Origin of the sequence: Actinomyces acetigenes (assembly GCF_031296635.1) — a bacterium.
GTDB classification, from domain to species: domain Bacteria; phylum Actinomycetota; class Actinomycetes; order Actinomycetales; family Actinomycetaceae; genus Actinomyces; species Actinomyces acetigenes.
In genome coordinates this window covers 121647-148359 of the sequence record NZ_JASPFC010000004.1, presented here as the reverse complement: position 1 = coordinate 148359, position 26713 = coordinate 121647, and the positions used below count along the sequence as shown (strand labels likewise).

The 26713-nt window shown below is 68.9% G+C and carries 17 protein-coding genes and 2 tRNA genes; 9 read left to right on the top strand and 10 right to left on the bottom strand.

All coding sequences use genetic code 11. From position 1 onward, the window contains the following. The 3 genes from RIV14_RS02850 to RIV14_RS02840 form a co-directional block, all read right to left on the bottom strand. A partial coding sequence (locus RIV14_RS02850; protein ID WP_024036601.1) for a biotin/lipoyl-containing protein occupies positions 1 to 152 on the bottom strand: 152 nt, incomplete at its 3' end. A 30-nt stretch (positions 153 to 182) separates the two neighbouring features. After that, entirely contained in the window at positions 183 to 1556 is a 1374-nt protein-coding gene (lpdA, locus tag RIV14_RS02845; protein WP_075372263.1) for a dihydrolipoyl dehydrogenase, read from the bottom strand. 237 nt (positions 1557 to 1793) lie between these two features. Then, positions 1794 to 3806, bottom strand: coding sequence for a leucyl aminopeptidase (locus RIV14_RS02840; protein WP_075372264.1), 2013 nt, complete (start codon positions 3804 to 3806; stop codon positions 1794 to 1796). Between the two features lie 21 nt (positions 3807 to 3827). Between RIV14_RS02840 and RIV14_RS02835 the strand changes: the two genes are divergently transcribed. After that, positions 3828 to 4382: a hypothetical protein gene (locus tag RIV14_RS02835; protein ID WP_075372265.1), complete on the top strand. Its 555-nt coding sequence runs from the start codon at positions 3828 to 3830 to the stop codon at positions 4380 to 4382. Positions 4383 to 4436: 54 nt separating this feature from the next. On the opposite strand, the gene RIV14_RS02830 is transcribed toward RIV14_RS02835, so the two are convergent. Both RIV14_RS02830 and RIV14_RS02825 read right to left on the bottom strand, forming a co-directional pair. Next, entirely contained in the window at positions 4437 to 6386 is a 1950-nt protein-coding gene (locus RIV14_RS02830; RefSeq protein WP_075372266.1) for a chloride channel protein, read from the bottom strand. Continuing rightward, a complete protein-coding gene (locus RIV14_RS02825; protein ID WP_075372267.1) occupies positions 6386 to 8413 on the bottom strand; it encodes an alpha/beta hydrolase family protein in 2028 nt (675 codons plus the stop codon). Before RIV14_RS02825 ends, RIV14_RS02830 begins: the two co-directional genes overlap by 1 nt. 370 nt (positions 8414 to 8783) lie before the next feature. Here RIV14_RS02825 and dxs point away from each other — a divergent pair, with 370 nt between their 5' ends. The 4 genes from dxs (at position 8784) to pflA (ending at position 14555) form a co-directional block, all read left to right on the top strand. After that, on the top strand, positions 8784 to 10835 hold the full coding sequence (gene dxs, locus RIV14_RS02820; RefSeq protein ID WP_075372268.1) for a 1-deoxy-D-xylulose-5-phosphate synthase: 2052 nt from the start codon (positions 8784 to 8786) through the stop codon (positions 10833 to 10835). 384 nt (positions 10836 to 11219) lie between these two features. After that, on the top strand, positions 11220 to 13334 hold the full coding sequence (gene pflB, locus RIV14_RS02815) for a formate C-acetyltransferase (RefSeq protein ID WP_075372269.1): 2115 nt from the start codon (positions 11220 to 11222) through the stop codon (positions 13332 to 13334). Between the two features lie 76 nt (positions 13335 to 13410). After that, positions 13411 to 13656 carry an autonomous glycyl radical cofactor GrcA2 gene (grcA2, locus tag RIV14_RS02810; RefSeq protein WP_009406209.1) on the top strand — a complete coding sequence of 82 codons (246 nt, stop codon included), beginning with the start codon at positions 13411 to 13413 and terminating at the stop codon, positions 13654 to 13656. Between the two features lie 23 nt (positions 13657 to 13679). Further along, a complete protein-coding gene (gene pflA / locus RIV14_RS02805) occupies positions 13680 to 14555 on the top strand; it encodes a pyruvate formate-lyase-activating protein (RefSeq protein ID WP_075372270.1) in 876 nt (291 codons plus the stop codon). 113 nt (positions 14556 to 14668) lie between these two features. Here the strand turns inward: pflA and RIV14_RS02800 are convergent, their stop codons facing one another. The 5 genes from RIV14_RS02800 to glgX all read right to left on the bottom strand — a co-directional run bounded on the left by RIV14_RS02800 (position 14669) and on the right by glgX (position 23469). Beyond that, a complete protein-coding gene (locus RIV14_RS02800; RefSeq protein ID WP_178387854.1) occupies positions 14669 to 15943 on the bottom strand; it encodes an HRDC domain-containing protein in 1275 nt (424 codons plus the stop codon). A 44-nt stretch (positions 15944 to 15987) separates the two neighbouring features. Then, positions 15988 to 16593, bottom strand: a complete 606-nt coding sequence (locus RIV14_RS02795; protein WP_075372271.1) for a DUF3000 domain-containing protein — start codon at positions 16591 to 16593, stop codon at positions 15988 to 15990. Between the two features lie 151 nt (positions 16594 to 16744). Then, positions 16745 to 18547: a malto-oligosyltrehalose trehalohydrolase gene (treZ, locus tag RIV14_RS02790; RefSeq protein ID WP_075372272.1), complete on the bottom strand. Its 1803-nt coding sequence runs from the start codon at positions 18545 to 18547 to the stop codon at positions 16745 to 16747. Next, a complete protein-coding gene (gene treY, locus RIV14_RS02785) occupies positions 18544 to 21171 on the bottom strand; it encodes a malto-oligosyltrehalose synthase (protein WP_075372273.1) in 2628 nt (875 codons plus the stop codon). The genes treZ and treY overlap by 4 nt, the downstream gene beginning before the upstream one ends. Positions 21172 to 21261: 90 nt before the next feature. After that, positions 21262 to 23469: a glycogen debranching protein GlgX gene (gene glgX, locus RIV14_RS02780; protein ID WP_075372274.1), complete on the bottom strand. Its 2208-nt coding sequence runs from the start codon at positions 23467 to 23469 to the stop codon at positions 21262 to 21264. Positions 23470 to 23683: 214 nt separating this feature from the next. On the opposite strand from glgX, the gene RIV14_RS02775 reads away from it, so the two are divergent. From RIV14_RS02775 to RIV14_RS02760, 4 genes are all read left to right on the top strand, one after another. Next, a tRNA-Gly gene (locus tag RIV14_RS02775) sits at positions 23684 to 23756 on the top strand. Position 23757: 1 nt separating this feature from the next. Beyond that, positions 23758 to 23832: transfer RNA gene (locus tag RIV14_RS02770), tRNA-Val, on the top strand. A gap of 287 nt (positions 23833 to 24119) precedes the next feature. Continuing rightward, positions 24120 to 25361, top strand: coding sequence for a carboxylate--amine ligase (locus tag RIV14_RS02765; RefSeq protein WP_081381822.1), 1242 nt, complete (start codon positions 24120 to 24122; stop codon positions 25359 to 25361). Then, positions 25362 to 26690 (top strand): peptidoglycan bridge formation glycyltransferase FemA/FemB family protein, encoded by a 1329-nt coding sequence (locus RIV14_RS02760; RefSeq protein ID WP_075372276.1) that lies wholly within the window; start codon positions 25362 to 25364, stop codon positions 26688 to 26690. Positions 26691 to 26713 lie beyond the last annotated feature (23 nt).

The window sequence follows — 26713 nt, the reverse complement described above, 5'->3', positions numbered from 1 at the left end:
GGGGAGGGGACCTCGGTGTCGACCTTGTCGGTGGCGACCTCCAGCAGGGGCTCGTCGGCCTCGACGGTGTCTCCCACGGCCTTGAGCCAGGAGGAGACCGTCCCCTCGGTGACGGACTCACCCAGGGCGGGCATCTTCACGGACTCTGACATTGCTGTCTTCCTTACTCTCGTCTAGCTGGATCAGCCGTGGTTGTGCAGCGGCTTGCCGGCGAGGACCATGGCGGCCTCGCCGAGGGTCTCGTTCTGGGTGGGGTGGGCGTGGACCAGGGAGGCGACGTCGTCGGCGTCGGCCTCCCAGGACACCATGAGCTGGCCCTCTCCGACCTGCTCTCCCATGCGGGCACCGATGGCGTGGAAGCCCACGATGGGGCCGTCCTTGAGGGAGACGAGCTTGACGAAGCCCTGGGTCCCCAGGATCTGGCTCTTGGCGTTGCCTGCCACGTTGAACTCGGCGGTGGTGATGTTGTCCTTGCCGTGGATCTCGGCGGCCTTGGCCTCCGACAGCCCCACCGAGGCGATCTCGGGCTCGCAGAAGGTGACCTTGGGGACCAGGACGTCGTTGACCGGCGTGGGGTCCAGGCCCGCGATCTTCTCCGCCACGACAATGCCCTGGGCGAAGCCGCGGTGGGCGAGCTGGACGCCGGGAACGATGTCGCCCACCGCCCACACGCCGGGGACATTGGTGCGGCCGTATTCGTCGGCCAGGACGAAGCCGCGGTCCATGGAGACCCCGACCTCCTCGTAGCCCAGGTTGGTCGTGGCCGGTCCGCGGCCCACGGCGATGAGGAGGACCTCGGCCTCGTGGGTCTTGCCGTCCTGGGTGCGCACGGTCACCCCACCGTCGTGGCGCTCAACCGACTCGAACATCGTGTTGGTGCGGAAGGTGATCTTGCGCTTGCGGAAGGCACGCTCGAGCTGCTTGGAGATCGCCTCGTCCTCGTTGGGCACCAGGTGGGGCAGCCCCTCGATGATGGTGACCTGGCTGCCCATGGAGGCCCAGGCCGAGGCGAACTCCACCCCGATGACGCCGCCGCCCAGGATCACTGCCGAAGCGGGGACGTGGTCCATCTCCAGGGCCTCCTCGGAGGTGATGACGCCTCCGGAGATCTCCTGCCCGATGGTCTTGGAGTAGGAGCCGGAAGCGAGGATCACGTTGCGGCCGGTGATGCGGCGACCGTCAACGTCGACGGCGTCGGCAGCAACCAGACGTCCCCAGCCCTGGATCAGGTCGATGCCCCGCGAGGAGACCAGGCCCTCAAGGCCCTTGTGCATCCGCGAGACGATGCTGTTCTTGTACTTCTGGACTCCCGGCATGTCCACGCCCTCGAAAGCGGCCTTGATGCCCACCGTGGCGGCCTCGCGCACGGCATCGGCGGTCTCGGCGGCATGCAGCAAGGCCTTGGTGGGCACGCAGCCGCGGTGGAGGCACGTGCCCCCCAGCTTGTCCGCCTCGATCAGGGCGACCTTGAGGCCCAGCTGGGCGCCACGCAGGGCGGCAGCGTAGCCCCCCGATCCCGCGCCCAGAATGACCATGTCGTAGACGGTCTCTGTCACGAACTCACTCCTTGTTGCTTGGTCATGTCGCCCACGGAGGGCGGCTCGGCACGGGGCCATTGTTCCATCTGAAGAGGGCGTACAGGAGCCAGGGGGGTTGCTGTTGAGGGACCAGAGTCCTGAAAACGGGGTGAGACGCATCACTGTACATGGGCGGTACTGACAACGAACCGTGCCGGGGCGTTTACGCAAGGCCCCGGCACGGGTGCCGTCGACCCGTCTCCGACGAACGAGGGTTCAGGAAAGGATGCTGACCTCGGCGGACAGAGAACGGAGCAGCTCCACCAGAGTGGAGACCCCCATGCCCGTCCCGCCGGTCGGAGTCAGTCCCCAAGGCGAGGAGTCGTTGTAGGCGGGGCCTGCGATGTCGAGGTGGGCCCATGGCCGCCGCCCGACGAACTCGCGCAGGAACAGCCCGGCCGAGAGCATCCCGCCGGCGCGCGAGCCGACCTTGGTGTTGCGCAGGTCGGCGAAGGGCGAGTCCAGGGTGGCACGCAGGTGCGCGGGCAGCGGCATCGGCCAGAAGGACTCTCCCGCCCGCTGCGCCGCGGCGACGACCTCCTCTCGAAGGTCCGGTGTCCCCATGACGGCGGCCACGTGATCGCCCAGGGCCACGATCTGCGCCCCGGTGAGGGTGGCCACGTCCAGGACGGCATCGGGCTCCTCCGTGACGGCCCGGGCCAGGGCGTCGGCCATGACCAGGCGGCCCTCGGCGTCGGTGTTGGTCACCTCCACGGTGGTGCCGTCGAACATCGTGATGACATCGCTGGGGCGCTGGGCGTCGGCCCCGGGCATGTTCTCGGCCAGCGCCAGCCACGCGGTGACGCGGATCGGAAGCGCCAGGCGCGCGGCCGTGACGATGGCGCCCAGCACGGTGGCGGCCCCCGCCATGTCTGACTTCATCTCCGGCATGGAGGAGGCCGGCTTGAGGGACAGGCCGCCGGAGTCGAAGGTGATGCCCTTGCCGATGAGGGCGACGTGCTTGGGGCGGCCGGCTGCGCCGTCGCCCTCGGCCTGTGAACTCGCCCGCCCGCCGGCGGCCTCGGCTGCATGCACCGGCGACCACTCCAGACGGACCAGGCGCGCCGGGTGCACCGAGCCCTGAGCCACGCCGAGGATCCCCCCGAAGCCCTGCTCGACCAGTGCCGGGGCGTCCCAGATCTCTACACGGATGCCGGCCGCCTGCCCGGCTGCGCGGGCCCTCTCGGCGAAGACCTGCGGAGTCAGTCGGTTCGGCGGCTCGTTGACCAGATCCCGGGTCAGCGCCGTGGCCTGGGCCAGCGCCAGTGCTCCCGCCATCGCCTCCTGCCCCTCGGGGGTGTCGGCCAGGGGGGAGACGATGAAGATGCTCTTGAGCGGGGAGGTCCACTTCGAGGTCTTCTCCTGGCCGGGGCGGTCCTCGTTCTTCGTCGCGCTCCAGGAGTAGGCGCCCAGAGCGGCTCCGTGCACGACGGCGGCGAGCTGCTCCTCGCAGAGCGCGGGCAGTGCCAGGACCGCGGAGTCGGTCCCGGCCAGTGCTCGGGTGGCGCGTCCGGCGGCCCGGCGCAGGAGACCGGTCTGGTCGTAGCCCAGTGCGGCCTCGTCGTCGGTGATGACGGCGAGCGGGTCGGTGTCGGCCCAGCCTGTTCCGACGCCGACCACGAGGATCGTCGCCGGTCCCCGGTAGTCCTGGCCGGTCACCGAGGAGGAGGGCAAGCGCACCACGGAGTCCTGGGCGCCTGAGAAGCCCAGAGACGGCAGCAGGGTCACGAGTGCGTTGATGTCCAGGTCCTCCAGGGCGGTGCTCGAGGGCGGCTGGAGGCCCTCCAGGAGGATCTCGGGTGCCTCGGCCTCGTCCCGGCCCGGCGCTGCGGCCAGGACGAGCACGTCGGCCTCGGTGCCGGAGGCGTCATCAGGCCCGACTCCGGACGGCGCATCGGATCCGCTGCCCGTGGCGGTGGCACCGTCGGTATCGTCCTCCTGGGCCTCGGAGGTCTCCTCGTCGCCGTCGGAGTCCTGCTTCAGGACCTGCTCGGCGGCGTCGGTATCTGTCGAGCCGGCTCCGTCCCTGGCGGCGGGAGCCTCGGAGCTCTCGGTCTCCTCGACCGTGTCGACCTCGGCCTGACTGCTGAGGTCGGTATCCTTGCGGTCATCCTCCGCCGAGGCGCGTGCGTTCAGGGATTTGGTCAACTTAATGGTGCTCACGTTGTGAATAGTAACGTTCTGGCATTGGTTGGAGGTTGAACCGGTGCTGCGCGTGCCGAAGGTCATCACATGGAAAGGTCGTTCCTCATGGACGAGCGCTCATCGGTACGTCCGGTTCAGGACACCCGTCGTCCCGCGTACGGGTGGGGGCGGATCCTGGTCGGCATCTTCGCCGTCTTCGGGGCGGTCGTTCTTGTCCCCTCCCTGACGACGCTGCTGAGAAGCCCCGATGAGGAGCCCGCGGTCTGGTCCCTCAACCTGCTGGGGGGCGGCCTGTACATCCTGCTGGCCGTCTGCGTGGCCCACAACGGGCGCCGGATGCGCAACATCGGCTGGATGTGCCTGGGGGCACTGGCCACCATGGCGGTGCTCATCGGCATCCTCACCCTGCCCGCCTCCTCGCCCGGCGAGCTCAACGACTCGGTGTGGGCCCACTGGGGCCGGTCCCGGTGCTACCTGCCGGCGATCCTCCCGGTGGTCGCCGCTGCGTGGATGTGGATGTCCGACCCCCGGCGCATCGTGGCCAATGCCGAGCGCATCACCGAGCTGTCCGACACCCTCACCGAGAGCATCACCGAGAAGGCGCGGGCGGTTCAGGAGGGCCGGACTCACAAGACTCCGCGCAGTGGTCGGGATCGGTGAGGCGCTACGGCGTGCCCTGAACGGCTTCTGAGCGCGTCGAGCCCCGGCGGACTCTTATCGGCGCCGGGAACGGCGCGAGCTGCGCGGGCTGATTCGGCTGATGCGGCTGATCCTTCCGATTCTGCGCGGAGGAACGGAGCGGGAGTGCCACTTGTCCTGAAGCCGTGAGCCCCAGGAGGTGTAGGTGGCGGCGGCTGCACGGGCCTGCGCCTGGACCTCGTAGAGCCGTTCGACGACGATCCTGTGGGACACCCAGCCCACCAGCTCCTCCGCACCGGAACCGGCGGCGCGGGCAACCACCGGAAGCCCCTCCAGGCGGGTACCGGTCAGGGCCTGAAGCACATCGGTCGCCTCGTCCTCGCAGTGCAGACGGTCGCGGACCAGCGACAGGTCCGCCAGCGTCGCCGGCCGGGCAGAGGCGTCGTCGGACTCGTCGCTCAGGATCGTTCCGGCGAGCTGAGCGGCCGTCACACAACCAAGCAGCTCGCCGGTGCCGTCCTGTCCGCCGGCGACTACGGGCAGGGCTGAGATGCCACGCCGGCTCATCACGGAGGCGGCCTGGCTGAGCGGCGCCGTGGCCTGGAGCACGTCGGGCGGGTCCACCATGAGCCGGGAGGCGTGGGTGCGCCCCAGGAGCGTGGTGGCCATCGGGTCCTCGACATCCTCTCCGCGACGACGCAGCTCCTCGGTGAACAACGTGCCGCGTGACAGGAACCTGCTGATGAAGGTAGCCAGTACCGTGGCCAGCATGAGGGGCACCAGCAGCGCGTGCTGCCCGGTCATCTCGATGATGAGCAGGACCGCCGTCATCGGGGCGCGAGCCGCACCGGCGAAGACCGCTCCCATACCGATCACCCCGAAGACCCCGGCGGCCGGCGCGTAGCTGGGAGCCACAAGGGTGCCGAAGGCCGCGCCGAGCGTCCCACCGATGAACAGGGACGGGGCGAACACCCCGCCGATGAAACCCATCCCCAGGGTCAAGGAGGTCGCCAGCATCTTGGCCACGCACAGCACCAGCAGCAGCGTCAGGGCGTAGCGTCCCGCCAGCGCCCGGTTGAGAGTGGCTGACGACTCGCCGTACATCTCGGGCAGAATCAGGAGAGTCGCACCGACCGCGAGCCCGCCGATGCCCGGACGCGCCCAGATCGGAACGCCCAGCCGCTGCCAGGCGCGGGTCAGGGCGTCGAGGATGACGAAGCGAAGACGCATGAAGCCGATACCGACGCCCCCGCCCACGACTCCCAGCAGCGCGACCCAGCCCAGCTGGGCATCGCCGGACAGATCCAGGTAGGGAAGCGACAGCGACAGCGTCGTCCCCAGCAGGTGGTGCGACAGGACCGTCGAGGAGACACAGGCCAGGACAATGACGATGAAGGCGTCGGCGCTGAAGCCCATGAGGATGACCTCCAGGGCGAAGAAGGTCCCCGCCAGCGGCGCGTTGAAGGCGGCGGCGATGCCGGCGGCCGTCCCGGCGGCCGCCAGGTGACGGATCGAGGACCTGGGCAGCCGCAGCCCCCGTCCGATGATGTTCGCCGTCGACGCGCCCAGCTCGGCGATCGGCCCTTCCGGACCGACCGAGCCTCCGCCGCCGATCGTCAACGCGGCCGACGTCGTCGCGGCCAGAGCCGGCAGGGGCACCATGGTGCCGTCGCCGTGGCGAGCCGACCAGATGACGCCGGCCACCCCGTGGCCCGTGGGGGTGTGGCCCAGTCGGGACATTAATGGTCCTGTCAGGAGACCGGAGAGCACCGGGGCGACCAGGACGAACCAGGTCCCCAAAGGCGCCAGGAGCCCAACCGAGGGCCCCATCGACACGGTGTAGTCGTCAGCTCCGCTCAGCAGCCGGGACCAGGCGTCGATCCCCAGCCGGAACAGCACCGCCCCCAGGCCCGAGGCGAGCCCTACCAGCACTGCCAGGATGTAGAGGCCGAAACGATGATGGCGGAAGAGGCTGCCTGTGCGCCGCGACAGGGGGCCAGACAGCTTCTTCCACACGCGATCCATCAGTGCAGGTTCTCCACCTTGACCGTGAAGGTCTCCTCCTCACCCCGCCCGTCGGCCTGGGAGGAGGCTGCGCCGATCCTCCACACCTGCCGGTAGAAGCTGAGCTCAGCCTCATAACGCCGCCGGATGTTCGCTGCCAGACGGAAGCCATGGCCCTCGCCCTGGAAAACCTCCAAGGCCACCGGTGCGCCGGCCTCCTTGAGGGCCTCGTACATGGCGGTGGCCTGCTCGGCCGGGACGATCGGATCCTCCGAGCCCTGGATGAGCAGCAGCGGAACGTTGATGTCCTCGATGTGGTTGATGGGGCTGCGCTCATCGAGTACCGGGTCGTCGATGTCCTGGGTGCCCACGAGCTGGCCGATGTAGTGCGACTCGAACTTGTGGGTGGTGCGCACCAGCCTCTTGAGATCGGTCACGCCGAAGCAGGAGCTGGCCGCCGTGAACACCGAGGAGCGGGTGATGGCCGACAGCACCGTGAAGCCCCCGGCCGAACCTCCACGGATCGCGATACGGCGTGGGTCCACGAGCCCGGCGTCAACCAGGTGCTGGGCCCCGTTGACACAGTCGTCGACGTCGTAGACGCCCCATTTGCCCTCCAGGGCCTTACGGTAACCCGTCCCGTAGCCCATGGAGCCGCGGTAGTTGACATCCAGGTAGCCGAAGCCCCGACTGGTCCAGTACTGGATACGCAAGTCGTAGCCGGGGACGGCCGTGGCCGTCGGCCCGCCGTGGACGTTGACGATCAGCGGCGCCAGCTCGCCGTCGGGGCCCGTGTGGGAGGCCGAGGTCGGCGGGTAGTAGAAGCCGTGGGCGGTGGCGCCGTCGCTCGTGGGCCAGGAGACCGGCTCGGGGAAAGACACTCCGGCCCCCTCAGGCACGAACTCGCCCGAGCCGCGCAGCACCTGCACGGTGCCGTTCTTGACCTCCACGATGCTGGGCATCGACATCTCGTTGGAGGCCAGCATGACGACGCGACCCGCGTTGGAGGCGACGTTGCCGATCGGCTGCCACCCCACGTTCCACTCCTCGAGCTCCCCGTTGGCGAGCTTGATGGTCCCCAGGTGCGAGATCGCGTCATGGGCCCATGAGGTGATGATGTGCTCGGAGTCGAGCACGTCGAAGGAGTGCGGCCCCAGCTGCCAGGCCGGGTTGGTGAAGGTGGCCTCGGCCGGGTGCAGGGGCCGGGTGCGCAGCTTCTCCGACCAGCCGGCGCGGTTGGTGCCGCGCACCGGGAAGCCCTCGGTGCGGTAGAGGTTCCAGAAGCCCGAGGCGTTGGAGCCGTGCACCAGCTCGCACTCCTCGGTCCAGCGGGGCTCGGAGACCGAGTGCCCGTCGCCGCCATCCACCCGCGTCTGCTCGCCGAGAGTCCCGTCCTGGCCGAGGTCTCCCACGTGCAGGCAGGCGTTGTCCCACGGCATCCCCGGGTGGTCCCAGGTGATCCAGGCCAGGTGCTCGCCGTCGGGGGACAGCGTCGGGGCGACCACGAAGTCCGTACCCGACACCAGCGTGCGCACGCGGGAGTCATCGCGGGCGGCCGAGCCGTCCAGAGGAATCGCCACCAGGGTGTTCACGGCCTCGCCGTCGCCTCGGTGGTCCTCGCGGACGGCGTAGACCAGTCCCCGGCCCGTGTCGACCTCCAGGTCGCCGTGTCGTACGTCGCCGTAGATCGTGAGCGGGACCAGGCCGCGCATGCGGTGCGTCACGTCGTACCGGTAGAGGCGCCCGTCCCCGGCGTGCGAGACAACGATGATCCCACTGTCGACGGCGTAGGCCCGCCCTCCGTACTCGTGCACCCGGGTGCGCACATCGACCAGCTCGTCGGCGGGCGTCAGCGGAAGCACCTCACCGATCTGGCCGTCGCCGTTGCGGCGAAGCAGCACGTTGCGGCCCGCCTGCGAGGCGCGCTGCTCCACCCAGTAGGTGTCTGCGCCGTCTACACGGACCTGGGAGAGCAGGACCGTCCGGGTCGTGATGGTGCCTGGAGTGATGGGCGAGGGCCAGGTACCGAAAGGGGCTGTGGTGCTCATGGTTCCTCCTGGAAGGCAGTCCTAAGGGGCGGTCGGGCGATCGGAACGACGCCGTGGAGCGGTGGGCGCGGACGGCTCGACACCCAAGGCATACAGTACGTGCTCAGTCGTGACCCGCGTGACACGCGGCCGCACAGTGGCCGGCGCGGCGCTATGCCGAGCGCCCTTGGACCGCTCAGGAGCGTCTATCCGGGGAGCCGTGCACGGTCACCGGGTCGGGGAAGGTCGGGGAAGGGGCCGCGTCAGGTGAGTCAGGTGACACCTGCGCCGCGTCAACGGCTACCCTGTTCCGAGTGCCGCTCGGCGACCCGCCGGCTTGCTCATGAGCGACACAAACGACTCGTCACCACCTTCCTCAAGGAGGCGCACCGTGCCAGCAGCTGCTGAGCGCCCTGGAGGGCCCACCGGCAAGGCGCTCCTGCCCTGCGTGCGCAAGCCCGCCGACCTCGATCGGCTCACCAGCGAACAGCTGGTGATGCTCGCCTCGGAGATCCGCCAGTATCTTGTCGCCTCAGTGGCGCGCACCGGCGGCCACCTCGGCCCCAACCTCGGCGTCGTCGAGCTGACGATCGCACTGCACCGGACCTTCCGCTCACCGCGGGACACCATCGTGTTCGACACCGGGCACCAGGCCTACGTCCACAAGCTGCTCACCGGCCGTCAGGACTTCACTCATCTGCGGGAGCGGGGCGGCCTGTCCGGCTACCCGTCGCGCGCCGAGTCCGTCCACGACGTCGTGGAGAACTCCCACGCCTCCACCTCCCTGTCCTGGGCTGACGGCATCGCCCGGGCCAACCACCTGCAGGGCCACGACGAGCGCCACGTCGTCGCCGTCATCGGGGACGGGGCCATGACCGGGGGAATGGCCTGGGAGGCCCTGGACAACATCGCCGACTCCTCGGATCGCCACCTGGTCATCGTCGTCAACGACAACGGCCGCTCCTACGCCCCCACCATCGGGGGACTGGCCCACCACCTCGACGCACTGCGCACCAATCCCGGCTACGAGCGCGTCCTGTCTGGGATCAAGCGCACCCTCCTGTCGCAGGGCGTCCCCGGCCGGGCCGCCTTCGACGCCCTGCACGGCCTCAAACAGGGGCTCAAGGACGTCCTCGTCCCCTCGGCCTTCTTCGAGGACCTGGGGATCAAGTACACCGGCCCGGTCGACGGCCACGACATCACGGCCGTCGAGTTCGCCCTCACTCGCGCCCGCGAGTACGCCGAACCGGTCATCGTCCACGTCATCACCGAGAAGGGGCGGGGCTACACCCCGGCCGAGGAGCACGTCCCCGACCGCTTCCACGCCGTGGGGAAGATCCATCCCGAGACCGGCTTGCCGGTGGTGGCCGAGCGCTTCGGCTGGACCGCCGTCTTCGCCGAAGAGATCCTCTCCCTGGCCCGCGGTGACAAAAGGATCGTCGGGGTCACCGCCGCCATGCAGGCCCCGGTGGGTCTCCAGCCCCTGGCCGATGCGATGCCTACGCGGGTCGTCGACGTCGGCATCGCCGAGCAGCACGCGCTGACCTTCTCCGCCGGGCTCGCCTTCGCCGGCATGCACCCGGTGGTGGCCCTCTACGCGACCTTCCTCAACCGCGCCTTCGACCAGGTGCTCATGGATGTCGCCCTGCACCGGGCGGGAGTGACGATCGTCCTGGACCGGGCCGGAATCACGGGAACCGACGGGGCCAGTCACAATGGCATGTGGGACATGGCACTCCTGGCGCACGTTCCGGGCCTGCGCCTGGCAGCCCCCCGCGATGAGGCGACGCTGCGCGAGAGCCTGCGCACGGCCGTGAGCATTGACGACGCCCCCACCGTCGTGCGCTATCCCAAGGGCGCGCTGCCCGAGCCATTGACCGCGTTGCGCCGCCTCGGTTCGGGAGAGGAGGACCCAGGGCGCGGTGAGGAACCGGCCCACGAGGACGCCTGGCCGGCCCCCTGTGCCTTCGACGTCGTCGACGTCCTGCTCGAGAGTCTGCGGCCGACTGGCGCCGCGCGCATCCTGCTGGTGGGGGTGGGCGCCATGGCCGCCGAGGCCTATAAGGCCGGCCGGCTCCTCCAGCAGGAGGGCCGCGCCGTCATCGTGGTGCATCCGCACTGGGTCATCCCGGCTCCGGCTCCTCTCGTGGCGGCCGCCGCAGACGTCGATGTCGTCGTCGTGGTCGAGGACGGGCTGGTCGACGGGGGTATCGGTTCCCAGCTGCGTGACGCGGTCGAGGAGTACCAGGCCGCCCGCAGCGGTACAGGAGGCTCGCCGGTCTTCCGCCGCATCGGTATTCCCCGACGGTTCGTTGACACGGCCACCCGCGCTCAGCTGATGGAGGACTTCGGCATGCGCGCGGTCGATATCGCCCAGGCGGCCCGCAGAGCGGCCGACGGCGTCGCAGGTGCCCGCACCGACCAGGACCTTGGGGCCGAGTAGGGAACGAGTAGGGAGGCGGAGACGGCATCTCGGCTCCGGTTCCCGGCCGGGGGCCCGGAGCCGTTGGGACACCTGTCCTAATCGCCTTGGTCGGACGACGTGCGCAGAACGCGGCTCCATTCGTCTCCGTTGCCGAAGGCCGGACGGGGTTATCGGCCGGGGACGCACTTCCTTCCAGAGGGTCGATATAAGGACTTATGTCCTGGATTGCGGTGGCGTTGATCGGCCTGTGAGTCATCTAACCGACTCTTCTTGGGACCAGTGGCCCACAAGCCATCCTTTGGGTTCTAGTCTGAGACCGACGGCGCGCCGATGTGCCGCCTCGCCTCACAAGGGCGATCGCAACCGGGTGGCTCTCCGGTCACCCACATGAGGAGGGCACGGATGACCACTGAGGTCACAACATCTGCCACCACGGCGAGCGGCAATGACGCCTGGGAGGGCTTTGTCACCGGACCGTGGACCGAGGACATTGACGTCCGCGACTTCATCCAGCGCAACTACACCCCCTACGACGGTGACGCCTCGTTCCTTGCCGGCGCCACGGACAAGACCCTGCGCCTGTGGGACACCCTGGAGAAGAACTACCTCTCCGAGGAGCGCAAGGTCCGCATTCTCGACGTCGACACCCACACCCCCGCTGACATCGACGCGTTCCCGGCCGGCTACATCAGCGAGGATGACGACGTCATCGTTGGCCTGCAGACGGACTCCCCGCTGCGCCGTGCCATGATGCCCAACGGCGGCTGGCGCATGGTGGAGACCGCCATCAAGGAGGCGGGCAAGGAGGTCGACCCCGAGGTCAAGAAGATCTTCACCCGCTACCGCAAGACCCACAACGACGCGGTCTTCGACATCTACACCCCGCGCATCCGCGCGGCGCGCTCGAGCCACATCATCACCGGCCTGCCCGATGCCTACGGCCGTGGCCGCATCATTGGTGACTACCGCCGTGTGGCGCTCTACGGCGTCGACTTCCTCATCGAGCAGAAGCAGAAGGCCAAGGACGCCGTGGCCGACGAGCCCTTCTCCGAGCACTGGGCCCGCTACCGCGAGGAGCACTCCGAGCAGATCAAGGCGCTCAAGAAGCTCAAGGTGATGGCCGCCTCCTACGGCTACGACATCTCCGGCCCGGCCAAGAACTCCCATGAGGCGGTCCAGTGGACCTACTTCGCCTACCTGGCCTCCGTGAAGTCCCAGGACGGTGCCGCCATGAGCATCGGCCGCCTGTCCGCCTTCCTGGACATCTACTTCGAGCGGGACCTGCGCAACGGGGTCATCGACGAGTCCCGCGCCCAGGAGCTCATCGACAACATCGTCATGAAGCTGCGCATCACGCGCTTCCTGCGCACCATCGACTACGACCAGATCTTCTCCGGTGACCCCTACTGGGCCACCTGGTCGGACGCCGGTTTCGGTGAGGACGGCCGTGCCCTGGTCACCAAGACCTCCTTCCGCCTGCTGCAGACCCTGCGCAACCTCGGGCCGGCCCCGGAGCCGAACATCACGATCTTCTGGGATGAGAACCTGCCGCAGGGCTACAAGGACTTCTGCGCCCTCATCTCGATCACGACCTCCTCCATCCAGTACGAGGCCGACGAGCAGATCCGTGAGCACTGGGGCGACGACGCCGCGATCGCCTGCTGCGTGTCCCCGATGCGCGTGGGCAAGCAGATGCAGTTCTTTGGCGCTCGCGTCAACTCCGCCAAGGCCCTGCTCTACGCCATCAACGGTGGCCGTGACGAGATGACCGGCAAGCAGGTCGTCACCGGTCTGCCCGGCATCGAGGGCGATGGCCCCCTCGACTTCGATGAGGTCTGGGACAAGTACGAGAAGATGCTTGACTGGGTGGTGGCCACCTACGTCGAGGCCCTCAACATCATCCACTACTGCCACGACCGCTACGCCTACGAGGCGATCGAGATGGCGCTGCACGACTCCGACATCGTGCGCACCATGGGCTGCGGCATCGCAGGCCTGTCGATTGTGGCCGACTCGCTGGCGGCCATCAAGTACGCCAAGGTCACCCCGGTTCGCGACGAGACCGGCCTGGTGGTCGACTACGTCACCGAGGGCGACTTCCCGATCTACGGCAACGATGACGACCGCGCCGACGACATCGCGGCCACCGTGGTCCACACGATCATGTCGAAGATCAAGGCCCAGCCCTTCTACCGGGATGCCATCCCGACGCAGTCGGTGCTGACGATCACCTCCAACGTGGTCTACGGCAAAGCAACCGGCTCCTTCCCCTCGGGGCACCAGAAGGGCACCCCCTTCTCGCCCGGAGCCAACCCGGAGAACGGGATGGACACCCACGGAATGGTCGCCTCGATGCTCAGCGTCGGCAAGCTCGACTACAACGACGCTCTCGACGGCATCTCGCTGACCAACACGATCACCCCGCAGGGACTGGGCCGCACTCTCGACGAGCGCGTCGCCAACCTCGTGGGCATCCTCGACGCCGGCTTCGTCCCCGACGACTGCGCCGAGATCTGATCGAGCTGCTCGCCCGGCCGATCACACCGCAGCAATTTCTCACACATCGATAACATCACCTCAGAAAGGGGCCATCATGGCCACGTACGAAGAGCGCCTCGCCTCCATGAAGGCACAGCGTCAGGACAACGGCGGCGTCAAGGGCCTGTACCACGCCAACATCAACGTCCTGGACCGCAACACCCTCGAGGACGCGATGGAGCACCCGGAGAACTACCCGAACCTCACGGTTCGTGTCTCCGGCTACGCCGTCAACTTCGTCAAGCTGACTCGCGAGCAGCAGCTTGACGTTCTTCACCGCACCTTCCACTCCCAGGCCTGAGCCCTGGAGCACGGCGAGCGGTCATGACGCAGGCCACGACGACCGTGCGCGACGGCGGTCGGGACCAGGATTTCCTGGCCCCGGCCGCTCGCTTGCGCGGTGCGGGTATCGGCGGGCTCGAGGAGCTGACGGATCTTCAACGCTCGGAGCGCCTGGCCCGGATGCGCGATGGCGACCTGGGCTCGATCCACTCCTGGGAGCTCGTGACCGCGGTGGATGGTCCCGGCACGCGGATGACGGTCTTCCTCAACGGATGCCCCCTGCGGTGCCTGTACTGCCATAATCCCGATACCTTCCTCATGAAGGACGGGGAACCTGTGGAGGCGTCGGAGCTTCTCCGCCGCATGCGCCGCTACCGGGGGGTGTTCCGCGCATCCAAGGGCGGGATCACGCTGTCGGGCGGTGAGGTCCTCATGCAGCCGGCTTTCGCGGGCAAGCTCCTGGCCGGGGCCAAGAAGATGGGCATCCACACCTGCATCGACACCTCAGGGTTCCTGGGCGCCAATGCCAGCGATGAGATGCTCGATGACATCGACCTGGTCCTGCTCGACGTCAAGAGCGGTGACGAGGAGACCTACAAGAAGGTGACGGGGCGCTCCCTGGCTCCGACCATCACCTTCGGGGATCGTCTGGCGGCTAAGGGGATCGAGATCTGGGCCAGGTTCGTGCTGGTTCCAGACCTGACGGACGACCCTGAGAACGTCCACAATGTGGCCCGGATCATCGAGCGCTGGGGCTCGGTCAGCCGTGTCGAGGTGCTGCCCTTCCACCAAATGGGTACCGACAAGTGGGACGCCTTGGGACTGACGTACCAGCTTCGTGACACCAGGCCCCCGGAGCCGGAGCTGGTGGAGTCCACTCGCGCCATCTTCCGTTCCTACGGTTTCGAGGTTCACTGAGGCCTGCGCAGGCCACTGGTTTCTCGAGCCGAGCTCCTTGGCGAGACTTCCGTCGTGCGCCGTCCACGTCACCGTGGGCGGCGCACTGTGGTAGGCGCCGGGTGGGCGACCTGTCAGCCCAGTGCTGCCGCGAGGGCGGGGGAGGCCTGTTCGATCTGCCACGGTCTGGCTCCCATGGCGGCCAGGCGCTCACTGATCTCCTGAGCGGTGATTCTGCTGGTCCGTCCGGCCTCGATCTCCTCGCCGAGGTCCCAAGCCAGGTGACGTTGGCACCCGGGGGTCAGGAGGAGTTCCTGGGGCACGCGGATTTCCTCAGCGTGCCGCCTGATGGCGCCGCGTACGTCGGTGAGCAGCTCGGCGGCCGCGGCGTGGTGGCGCTGCCACGTGCGCGGGTGGGGGAGCTCGCCGGGCGCCAGTGGCGCGCGGGTGGGGGGAAGCTCGTCGTCGGGCAGCTCCAGGGCGCGTTCGATGGCTCTCCACCAGCGTTCTTGGTTCTGGCGGGCCTGGCGGGAGGAGAACTCCTTGAGGGCGCTCATCTTGCGTCGTGATCGGGGCCGGGCGACGGCGGCGGCGACGAGTGCCTGGTGGGGCAGGACCTTGGAGGGGGTGCGGTCGAGCTCTGCGGCCAGCTGCTCGCGCGAGTTCCACAGCTCGCGCAGGATGGCCAGTGAGCGGGGGGAGCGTACAGCGCTTCCTGCTCGTGGGGTCTTGCGCCATGGGTCGACCTTGGCCGGCCTGGCCGGTTTGGTGCGCACGTGCTCGAACTCCTGGGCGGCCCACTGCTCCTTGCCGGCTGTTTTGAGCTCAGTGGCCAGGGCGTTGCGCAGGTCGATGAGCAGCTCGACGTCGAGGGCGGCGTAGGTGAGCCAGGAGGTGGGCAGGGGCCGGGTGGACCAGTCCGCTGCCGCGTGGTCCTTGGCCAGGCGCAGTCCCAGTGTCTCCTCGATGACGGCGCCGAGCCCCACGTGCTGGCGGCCCAGGAGGCGGGCTGCCAGTTCGGTGTCGAACAGGGAGGCGGTCTTCAGGCCGAGCGCAGTCAGGCAGGGGATGTCCTGGTCGGCGGCGTGGAGGATCCACTCGGGTCCGTCGAGGGCTGTGGCCAGCTCGGTCAGGGGCCCGGTGGTGACCGGGTCGATGAGAAAGGTGCCGACGCCGTCTCGTCGGAGCTGGATGAGATAGGCGTCCTGTCCGTAGCGGAAGCCGGAGGCCCGTTCGGCGTCGACGGCGACGGGGCCCTGACCTCCCGCCAGGAGCCGAGCAGCTCGGTTCAGCTGGGTGGGGGTGGCGGTGATCTCGGGGAGCCCGTCCCGGGGGTGGGGGTAGTCGACGATGTTGTGCGGGCTGATGGGGTGGTCCGTCGTCCCGGGGGGGACGGCTGGGCGGGGCACGGCCGAGGACACGGCTGGGCGGGGCACGCCGGTGCGGCGGGGCGTCACCTTCCGGCTCCGGCGAGAGTGAGGGGGTGGACTGCGGCTGGTTCATGGCCGGAGGCGACCAGCAGCAGCTCGTGCCAGGCGGTGAGGTGGGGACCGAGCTGGGGGGTCGTGGGGGACCATGATGCCCGGATCTCGGCGTGGGCGCAGGAGTCGGTGAGGGTTAGTCCGCCGAAGGTCTCGGACAGGACCCTGGTGACGGTTCCGACCAGCGCGTGGTAGCCGGCGCGGGAGTCCTCCAGGCCGTCGGTGAGCCAGCTCCAGGCGGCGGACTCGAAGACGGGGTCCATGCCGATCTCGTCATCGATGCGGGCGCGCGCCTGGACCACGATGCGGAAGTCTCCGTTCCAGGCCTCCTGGCCGTCGGGGTCGTGGAGGACGACGAAGCGTCCGGTGGCCAGGGGGGTGGCGCCGACTGTCTCAACGGTTTCGGCGCTCAGGGCGGCGGAGTAGGGGGCCAGGTTCTTGGGGGCGGGCACCTCCTCCATGAGGAGCCCTCGAGGGCGGGGCGCGTCGCGAAGGGACAGGAGCGCTTCCTCGAATCGTACGGGGATGCCACCTGCCTCGTTCTGACGCGGCCTACCGTTGACAGTCACGGATGACACGCTAGTGCGCTACCGCAGCGGGCACATGAAGCCACGCCGCTGGGAGGGTTGCATTGTGTCAACGAGGTGCCTGCCTTTCTGAACGGATGTGCATCGGTTGCCTCCGGCGTACTGGCATCCGTTCGGTTGGGATGCCGCCTGGTGCGGCTCGTCAGCGTCGGGCGATGAGCGTCTGTCCGGGCGGCAGGCAGGACGGGGCGGAGCCGACGGGGTCCCAGGACAGGAGCACCTCGCTCAGTTTGGGAACGGGCCGTGGCTTCCCGGAGAGGTTGGTGACCACGACGATGTCCTCGTAGGTCACGGTGACAACGTCGTCGGCCTCATCGATCTGCGGCCACGCGGTGCGCTGGGACCAGGCCAGCTCGCGGCGCAGGGCGGTTAGTGCCCGGTACCAGGCCAGCATGCGGGCGTGGTCGGTCTTGTCCAGCTCCGACCAGTCCAGGCGCGAGGTCTCGACGGTCGCGGCGTCCTGGGGGTCGGGGATTTCGTCGGCGTCCCAGCCGAAGCCGGCGAACTCCCGGGCGCGCCCCTGGCTGACGCTGCGGGCCAGGTCCTCTTCCTCGTGGTCGGTGAAGAACTGGAAGGGAGTGCGGGTTCCCCACTCCTCGCCCATGAAGAGCATCGGCGTGTAGGGGGACAGGAGTACCAGGGCGGCAGTGGCGGCCAGGGCGGCATCATCGAGGCTGGCCGAGGGACGGTCCCCGACGGCTCGGTTGCCGATCTGGTCGTGGTTGGATCCGAAGACGACGAAGCGCCTGGGGTCGGTGTCCTCGGGCACGGGGGCGCCCCAGACTCGGTCTCGGAAGGTGGACCAGGTGCCGTTGTGAAGGAAGGCGCCGCCGTAGGCCTTGGCCCATGCCCCGGGCTCGGCGAAGTCGGCGTAGTAGGCCTGCGCCTCGCCGGTGATCCGTACGTGCAGGGCGTGGTGAACGTCGTCGGCCCACTGGGCGGTCATGCCCAGGCTGGGTGTCGCGGCAGGGGGCTCCTGGTCGGTGGGGGTGATGACCCCGACGTCGTTGAGGTCGGCCTCGGCCACCAGGCCAAGGGGACGGTCCAGCTCGTCGGACAGGGCGGCCACGGCGTCAGAGAGCTCAGCCAGGACGTGCGCCTGCGGCGGGTCGGCGGCCCCGGCGTCGTCCTTGATCTCGTGGATGGCGTCCAGGCGCAGGGCGTCGATGTGGAAGTCGCGTAGCCAGCGCAGGGCCGAGTCGATGACGAAGGCACGCACCTGATGACTGCCGTCGTGGTCGTAGTTGATGGCCTCGCCCCAGGGGGTGTGGTGGGCCGGAGTGAAGTAGGGGCCGAAGACGCTGAGGTAGTTGCCCGACGGGCCCAGGTGGTTGTAGACGACGTCGAGGCACACGCCGATGCCGGCGCGGTGGGCGGCGTCGACGAAGCGCATGAGGGCCTCGGGGCCCCCGTAGGCCTCGTGGACGGCCCACAGGCCCACCCCGTCGTAGCCCCATCCTGCTCGGCCGGGGAAGGCGGCCAGGGGCATGAGCTCGACAATGTCGACTCCCAGCTCAGCCAGGTGACCCAGCCGGGAGATGGTGCTGTCCAGGGTGCCCTCGGGGGTGAAAGTGCCCACGTGGAGCTCGTAGATGACCGAGCCGAGTAGGTCCTTGCCCATCCAGTCCTGGTCGGTCCACTGCCAGGCGCTCGGGTCCACGGTTCGTGACGGGCCGTGGACGCCGTGAGGCTGGAGGGCGCTGCGGGGGTCGGGGCGGTCGGGGGAGCCGTCGACGCGGAAGGCGTAGTCGGTGCCCGGCTCCAGGTCGAAGGGGGCGGTCCACCAGCCGTCCGGGGCCGGGACCATGTCGACCAGCCGGTCGTCCGTCCGCTCATTGCCGGGCAGGTGCAGCTCGACCCTTTTCGCCGCGGGGGCCCACACGGGCACGCGGGGGCCCACGGGGAGGGCCGGGGAGCGCCAGGTCCGGGGGGCCGCCGGGCTCATCGGGCGGCCTCCTGGGCGGTGTGGTCCGAGTCGGTCTGGGAGTCGGGGGAGACGACCCTGGCCAGGACGACGACGGGATCGTCTCCGACTACCTCGGCCAGAGGCTGGTTGCCTCCCTCCACAGTGCCGCTGCGCAGGACGTGCTCCCAGGTGCCCTCCGGCAGCACGATGCTCTCCTCGCGCCATCCGCCCAGCTGCTCGAGCCGCCGGGCCAGGCGCCTGACGATGACGACGACGTCGGGGACCTCGTCGAGCAGACGGGCGTAGGCGAAGGCGAAGGAGGTGGTCACTGGGATCGTGCGGTAGCCCGAGCGGGGACCGACGAAGGTGTGGGGGCGGCGGGCACGTAGGCGAGCCAGGCGCGAGGTGAGGAAGAGCTTGTCCTCATCGAGACTGCGCGGTGCGGCTCCGGAGTCGAGGCGCTCCAGGGCGCTGATGAGGCCCGAGGGTCCGGTGTAGTCGACTGCGCGGCGGTTGTCGGGGTCCACCAGTGAGGTACGGGTGGTCTCACTGCCCTGATAGATGTCGCTCACGCCCATCCAGGTCAGGGCCAGAGCCTTGCCTGCAAGGATCGCGGTGCGCACGGACCTGGCTGTCAGGGCCGCGAAGGCCTCGAGCTCGCCGGAGACCTCCTCGCTGGTGAGCAGATGGGTGGCGTAGTCGGTCAGGGCCTGCTCCCGAGCCAGGTCCGGGGCAGTCCAGGTGGTCCAGATCTTCTGCTCCCGGGAGGCCTTGATGAGGTAGGCGCTGAGCCGCTCGGGGGTCATGGGGTCGTCGCTGTCGGGCGCCCAGGTTCCCCACAGGGTCTGCCACAGCAGGTTCTCGCTGCGTCCGTCGAGGTCCGGGGGGCGGACCTGCGCGGTCATGGCGCGCAGCCGGTGGATGAGGTCGCTCCACTCCTCGGCGTAGGAGGCCAGCACGTCCAGGCGGGCGCGCACGTCCTCACCGCGCTTGGTGTCGTGGGTGGTGGAGGTGACCACCGTGTCGGGCCAGATGTTCTGGACCCGGTCGGCCCAGGCGTGGGCCTCGTCGGCACTCAGCGCGAAGCCGGCCGGGTTGCCGCCGACCTCGGTGAGACTGGTCAGGTGGGTCCAGCGATAGAAGGCCGTGTCCTCCACACCCTTGGCGGTGACGGCTCCGCACACCTGCTGGAAACGGATGATGGCCTCGGCGCGCTCGGGGGACTCCGACAGCCCCTCGGAGCCGACCGGCTCACCCAGGAGGATGGCGACCACGAGGTCGAGGGTCTCTCCCTGGTCCGGCTCGAGGCGCTGGCGGGCCCGCTCGGCGTCGGCCTGGAGGACGGCGGCCGTCTCCGGGCCGGGAGGCGTGCCAGGAACGACATAGACCCGGTACTGGTCCGCGGCCACGAGCAGCTCGACGACGCAGGCCCGCAGGTCGCGCAGGGTGTGGTCGCGCAGGCGCACGTCCTGTGAGGTCAGGCAGTCCAGGATGCGGGCCAGGCGGTCGACTTCGGCTGCCAGTGAGCCGGCGATGACCTCGCGCTTGGCCTCCTCGACGATGCTGTCGTAGTCCACGGGCGCGTCCCCGGTGAGCTCATGCATGAGTGCGCCCAGGCGGGCCGCGCCGGCGGGGTCCACCTGGAGCTGGTCGATCCGCCAGGCGGCGTCGTAGCCGGTGGTTCCGGCCACTGGCCAGGAGGTGGGCAGGGACTCGTCGGGCGCCAGGATCTTCTCCGCAGCGATCCACGCCCCGCCGGTGGCCTGAGCCAGCTGAGTGAGGTAGCCGCCGGGGTCGGCCAGGCCGTCGGGGTGGTCGACCCGCAGAGCGCTGATGACTCCGTCTCTCATGAGGTCGAGGATGAGGCCGTGGCTTCCGGCGAAGACGTCGGGATCCTCGACGCGGATCGCGGCCAGGGTGCCGACGTCGAAGAACCTCCGGTAGTTGATCTCCTCGTCGCCGACCTTCCAGTAGGCCAGGCGGTAGTGCTGGCGGTCGACGAGGACGTGCATCGGCAGTGACTCGGTACCCTGGGCGACGGGGTAGACGTGGTCGTAGTAGCGCAGCACCCACTGCTCGCCCAGGTCCTCCTGGCCCGGAACCACCATCTGCTCCAGGGTGAGCTCGTCGTCGGCCAGGACGGCGCCGATGCGCTTGCCCAGGACCGGCATGAGGATGGGCTCGTCCAGGGAGAGGTCGAACCAGGCGGCGTAGGGGGAGTCCGGTCCCTCGCGCAGCACCGACCACAGGGGCAGATTGTGCCAGCCGGGGGTAGGCACGGCCATGTGGTTGGGAACGATGTCCACCACGACGCCCATTCCATGGGCATCGGCCTCGGCGGCCAGGGCCTCCAGCTGTTCCCGCCCGCCCATGACGGCCGAGACCCTGCGGTGGTCGACGACGTCGTAGCCGTGGGTGGAGCCCGGCGCGGCGGTGAGGATCGGGGAGAGATAGAGGTCGGTGACTCCCAGATCGGCCAGGTAGGGGACCAGGGCCTTGGCATCGGCGAAGGTCAGGTCCTCACCGAGCTGGAGACGGTAGGTGGTCACCGGCGTGCGGTGCTCCGGAGCCGGCACGTGCCCCGACCAGGGCGCATAGGCGGGTGTCTCCGCAGAATCCGCCGAACCGGCCTGATCCACTGCTGCGTCCACTGCGTCGGTCATGTCACTTCCTGAAGCTCGTCTGGTCTGCGTCGGGTGGTGCTGCTGATGGATGATGTGTCTGGTTGCGCGCCGCAGGGCCGCGGAAAGTCCCTACCTCGGGTGCCGCTCCGTGGTGGCGTCGGAGTCGGGGGCGTCGATGAGGAAGAGCATGGAGCGAGCCTCGACCACGACCGTGTCGTCAGCGGCGAGGACCGGGTCGGAGTCCCCGTCCACCGCGGGAGCCGTGTCCAGCGCGACCTTCCAGGTGGAGGCGTAGCCCCCGCCTGGGAGGGTGAAGGTGATGTCCTCGTCGGAGGCGTTGATGAGCACGAGGAAGGAGTCGTCCACGATCCTCTGGCCCCGCTCATCGGGCTCGGCGATCGCCTCCCCGTTGAGGAAGACCATCATGGCCCGGGCGTACCAGGTGGTCCAGTCCTGGTCGGTCATGGACTCACCGGCCGGAGTGAGCCACTCGATCTCGCCGAGCTCGCTCTCCCCGCCGTGGCCGGCGTCCCCGGTGAAGAAGCGCCGACGTCGCAGCACCGGGTGATCGCGACGCAGCCACATCATGGTGCTGGTGAACTCCAGCAGGTCTTTGTCCTGCTCACTGAGGTCCCAGTTGACCCAGCAGATCTCGTTGTCCTGGCAGTAGGCGTTGTTGTTGCCCCCCTGGGTGCGCCCCAGCTCATCGCCGTGGCAGATCATGGGCACGCCCTGACTGAACAGGACAGTGGCCAGGAAGTTGCGGGTCTGGCGCTGACGCAGCTCGATGATCGTCGGATCGTCGGTGGGCCCCTCGGCGCCGCAGTTCCAGGACCGGTTGTTGTTGCTGCCGTCGGCGTTGCCCTCGAGGTTGGCCTCATTGTGCTTCTCGTTGTAGGAGACCAGGTCGTGCAACGTGAAGCCGTCATGAGCGGTGACGAAGTTGATGCTGGCCACCGGGGTGCGTCCGGCGTGCTGGTAGAGGTCGGAGGAGCCGGTGATGCGGGAGGCGAACTCGCCCAGGGTGGAGGGCTCCCCGCGCCAGAAGTCGCGCACGGTGTCGCGGTACTTGCCGTTCCACTCGCTCCACAGGGCCGGGAAGCCGCCCACGTTGTAGCCGCCGTCGCCCACGTCCCACGGCTCGGCGATGAGCTTGACCTGGGAGAGCACCGGATCCTGGTGGATGATGTCGAAGAAGGCGCTGAGCTTGTCCACCTCGTGGAACTGGCGGGCCAGGGTCGAGGCCAGGTCGAAGCGGAACCCGTCGACGTGCATCTCAGTGACCCAGTAGCGCAGCGAGTCCATGATGAGCTGGAGGACCGCCGGCGAGCGCATGAGCAGTGAGTTGCCGGTGCCGGTGGTGTCGAAGTAGTGGCTGGCCGAGCCGTCGACGAGGCGGTAGTAGGAGCTGTTGTCGATGCCGCGGAAGGACAGGGTGGGGCCCAGGTGGTTGCCCTCGGCCGTGTGGTTGTAGACCACGTCCAGGATGACCTCGATGCCGGCCTCGTGGAAGGCCTTGACCATGGACTTGAACTCCTGGACCTGCTCGCCCTCGGTGCCGTAGGCGGCGTAGGTGTTGTGCGGAGCGAAGAATCCGATCGTGTTGTAGCCCCAGTAGTTCGACAGGCCCTTCTCCTGCAGGTGGGTGTCGTTGACGAACTGGTGAACCGGCATGAGCTCGATGGCCGTGACACCCAGGTTCTTGAGATGGTCGATGACGGCGGGCTGAGCCAGACCGGCGTAGGTGCCCCGCAGGTTCTCGGGAACCATCGGGTGCAGCTGGGTCATGCCCTTGACGTGGGCCTCGTAGATGATCGTCTCGTGGTACTCGTGGCCCGGGGGACGGTCGTGGCCCCAGTCGAAGTAGGGGTTGATGACCACCGAGCGCATGGTGTGTCCCGCCGAGTCCTCCTCATTGCGCACCTCCGGGTTGTCGAAGGAGTAGGAGTACAGCGTCTGGGACGGGGTCACCTCGCCGGAGATCGCCTTGGCGTAAGGGTCCAGCAGCAGCTTGGAGGGGTCGCAGCGGTGACCGGAGGCCGGGTCGTAGGGGCCCGCCACCCGGTAGCCGTACTTCTGGCCCGGCGAGATCCCGGGCAGGTAGGCGTGCCAGACGTCGCCGTCGACCTCCTTGAGCGCCACCCGTTCCTCATGGCCTTCGTCGTTGAACAGGCACAAATCGACGCCGCTGGCGGCCGAGGAGTAGAGGGCGAAGTTCGTCCCCGAGCCGTCGTAGGTCGCCCCGAGTGGATAGGGGTAGCCCGGCCAGATCGGGCGCTGGGGGACTTCTTGAGGTTCCTGTGCGGCCTGAGGCGTCGGTGTCGTCGGCGTGGTCATAGGGACTACCCTGCCACGACTGAGGTGAGAAGGCAGGACAGTAGGAGAAAGACATGTCACGTCCGAGCGGCTCCTGGCAAGTCCCCGGGCGCTGCCCGGTGAGTGAGGCGGGTCGGCGCGGCGTGAGACACCTCATGGGACACGGGCTCGGGTGCGTTTTGCCTCCGAGGGATACCTCTGCTAACTTTCTTCCCGCACCCCACAAGGGTGTCACGCGGATGTGGCTCAGTTGGTAGAGCATCACCTTGCCAAGGTGAGGGTCGCGGGTTCGAGTCCCGTCATCCGCTCGGGCGATTGGCGCAGCGGGAGCGCGCTTCCCTGACACGGAAGAGGTCACTGGTTCGATCCCAGTATCGCCCACCAGAACCGACGGTCGAATTGAGCCCGGAGCCACAGCGCCCCGGGCTCTTGTCGTTCTCCGGGAAGGCGGCTGCGCACCGGGTGGCATGTGTCACCGTCAGGCCGCGTTGTCGTCGTCGAGTCGCGGACAATCGCCTGGATTCCTGCTGGATTGCGGGTGTGGGGCGGCAGGGTAAGGGGGTGGCCCCGTGTCCGGATCGTGATGTTCCTGGGGTGGTCGGGAACGGGGCGTCCCGGCGTGCTCTACCATCTGGGGAGGAGTTGGTCCCTGCGGCAAGAAACGGATGGTTATGACGCAACGCTTCAGGCACCTGCTGCCCGTGGTCCTCGGCGGCGATATCGGCGCTTACGCCCTGGCTCGGCAGCTTCACGAGGTCACCGGCACATCGGTGACGGTCGTGGCCTCGGAACCGATCGTCGCGATCTCCGAGTCGGTCTACATCACCGTGGTCCGCCAGGAGGCCGGGGCCCCACCGGAGCGGACCATCGCGCTGCTGCGACGGCTGGTCCAGGGCAGAGGGCCCCGCAGTGCCGTGCTCATGGCCAACACCGATGCCGCGGCCGCCATGATCTCCGCTCACCGCAGCGAGCTCGAGCCCACCTACGTCCTGCCCTTCCCGGACATCGACGTGCTCGACGCCGTCAGCGACAAGGCCTCCTTCTCCCGTCTGTGCGCCGAGGTGGGGGTGCTCACGCCCCGGGAGGTCGTCGTCGACCTGGCCGACCCCGAGTGCGAGCCGCCGACCAGCGCCAGCGAGCTCGGCCTGGAGTTCCCGCTCGTGGCCAAGGCGGCCATCGGCGCCGACTACGACCGCATCTCCTTCCCCGGCAAGCGCAAGATCTGGTTCATCGACGACGCCGCTGAGCTGGCCGGCATGTGGAGGAGCCTGAAGGAGGCCGGCTACCGCTCCACCTTCCTGGTTCAGGAGTGCATCCCCGGTGACGACACCGCCATGCGCTCGGTGACCGCCTACATGGACTCCACCGGTGAGCTGCGCCTCATCGGCTCGGCACGCGTCCTGCTGCAGGACCACGCGCCCACCATGATCGGCAACCCGGTCGCCATGATCACCGAGGCCTTCCCTGACCTGTGGGAGGCCACCGGCCGCCTGCTGCGTCACGCCGGCTACCGCGGCTTCGCCAACCTTGACATCAAGGTCGACCCCCGCGACGGGCGAGAGCTCTTCTTCGAGGTCAACCCCCGCATCGGCCGCAACTCCTTCTACCTGACAGCCGCCGGCGCCAACCCCATGGCCGTCATGCTCAAGGATCTGGTCCTGGACCAGCGTGACGAGCCCATCGAGGTCTCCCGGCAGGTCCTTTACTCCCTGGTTCCCGACGGCGTCATCGCACGCTACGTGTCCGATGCGGCACTGCGCCGCAAGGCCAAGGGCCTGGGGCGGGGCGTCGACCCGCTGCGCGACCCGGCCGAGCGCTCGCTGCGCCGCCGCGTGACGATCGAGCTCCAGCGCCTCAACCACTACCGCAAGTTCGCCCGCAACTATCCGCAACGAGTCGACAGGTCCCGCTGAATGCCCGAGAACGAGAACATGCCCGACAGCACCACCCCCGACGCCACGACTGATTCCGCGACTGACGCCACCCCTGAAACCAAGGTCGAGGCCGGTGCGCCGGCCCCCGAGAACGCTCAGGCGACTCAGCCCAAGAACAACAAGGGGCACAAGGGCGGCGAGCCCGAACAGCCCAAGCAGCCCGAGCAGAAGGTCGACCCGACCGACAAGCCCGCCCAGCCCGCCAGGGCCGACAAGGCTGACAAGCCCAAGGCGGCGCCTCGGCTCACGCACCCCGAGCCGGTGCACTCCACCCCGGACCGCTCCGAGACCCTGCGGCGGGTCGATGGGCGTGAGATGCGCCTGGCCGTGGGCAACAGCCACTTCCCCGTGGAGCAGACCGAGGCCTGGGAGCGCTTCGAGGAGGCCATGGGCCGCCCCCTGTGGGGCCGCTACCTCTATGAGGACGAGGGCAAGCCCGTGGCCGCCATCGCCCTGTACCGCTACGAGATGGGCGGCCAGACCTTCCTGTGGGCCAAGCACGGCCCGGTCTGGCTCAAGGAGCAGTCGCCCGAGCGCGAGGCCCACCTGCGCCGTCTGCTGCGCTCCGTGGTCAAGGAGCGCAGCCGCTCGGTGCGCTTCATCCGTATGCACGCCCGCTACCGCGCTGCCGACCTGCGTGAGCTGCTGTCCACCATCACCTACGACCGCACCTACGTCATCGACCTGGTGCCCAAGACGCCGGAGAAGATGGCGGCGGTCATGCCCAAGGACGGGCGCCGTGCGGTCAAGCGCGCCGAGCGCGTGGCCCGGGAGGCCGGCTGCACCATCAGCGACGAGACCGGCCTGAGCCGCGAGGAGTTCGACCGGGTCTACGAGGTGCTGCGCGAGACCGCTGAGCGCGACGGCTTCAAGCCCCACGACGCCGAGGTCTACTGGACCATGCTGACGTCCCTGGGGGAGGACAACGCCCGCCTGTTCGTCCTGCGCAAGGACGGCGTGCCCCACGCCTGGGACCTCATCCTCACCTCTGGCAAGGACGCCGTGGCCTACTACGGCGCCTCCTCCAACGAGTCGCGCACCTTCCGCGGGGCCGAGGCCCTGGACTGGTGGGCCGCCTGCACCCTGGCCCAGGAGGGCTACCGAGGCCTCGATCTCATGGGCGCCGGCTCCACCCGCGTCCCCGCGCTCTACACGGTGGGCCAGTACAAGAAGCGCTATGCCCAGCACGTCACTGAGGTGGACGGGGCCTGGGACGTCCCCGTCTCCCGCGTCATCTACTCCGGGATGTCCGTCGCCAAGCGCCTGCGTGACGCACTGCGCGCGCGGCGCGGCTCACGGGAGGACTGAGCCCGCGCGACCACGACGTAGAC

Coding starts and splice junctions, on each gene's coding strand:
- RIV14_RS02760 (WP_075372276.1), top strand. CDS start 25,362: ATGCCCGAGAACGAGAACATGCCCGACAGCACCACCCCCGACGCCACG.
- RIV14_RS02835 (WP_075372265.1), top strand. CDS start 3,828: ATGGACGAGCGCTCATCGGTACGTCCGGTTCAGGACACCCGTCGTCCC.
- RIV14_RS02830 (WP_075372266.1), bottom strand. CDS start 6,386: ATGGATCGCGTGTGGAAGAAGCTGTCTGGCCCCCTGTCGCGGCGCACA.
- glgX (WP_075372274.1), bottom strand. CDS start 23,469: ATGACCACGCCGACGACACCGACGCCTCAGGCCGCACAGGAACCTCAA.
- RIV14_RS02840 (WP_075372264.1), bottom strand. CDS start 3,806: ATGACCTTCGGCACGCGCAGCACCGGTTCAACCTCCAACCAATGCCAG.
- grcA2 (WP_009406209.1), top strand. CDS start 13,411: ATGGCCACGTACGAAGAGCGCCTCGCCTCCATGAAGGCACAGCGTCAG.
- RIV14_RS02825 (WP_075372267.1), bottom strand. CDS start 8,413: ATGAGCACCACAGCCCCTTTCGGTACCTGGCCCTCGCCCATCACTCCA.
- treY (WP_075372273.1), bottom strand. CDS start 21,171: ATGACCGACGCAGTGGACGCAGCAGTGGATCAGGCCGGTTCGGCGGAT.
- treZ (WP_075372272.1), bottom strand. CDS start 18,547: ATGAGCCCGGCGGCCCCCCGGACCTGGCGCTCCCCGGCCCTCCCCGTG.
- pflB (WP_075372269.1), top strand. CDS start 11,220: ATGACCACTGAGGTCACAACATCTGCCACCACGGCGAGCGGCAATGAC.
- RIV14_RS02765 (WP_081381822.1), top strand. CDS start 24,120: ATGACGCAACGCTTCAGGCACCTGCTGCCCGTGGTCCTCGGCGGCGAT.
- pflA (WP_075372270.1), top strand. CDS start 13,680: ATGACGCAGGCCACGACGACCGTGCGCGACGGCGGTCGGGACCAGGAT.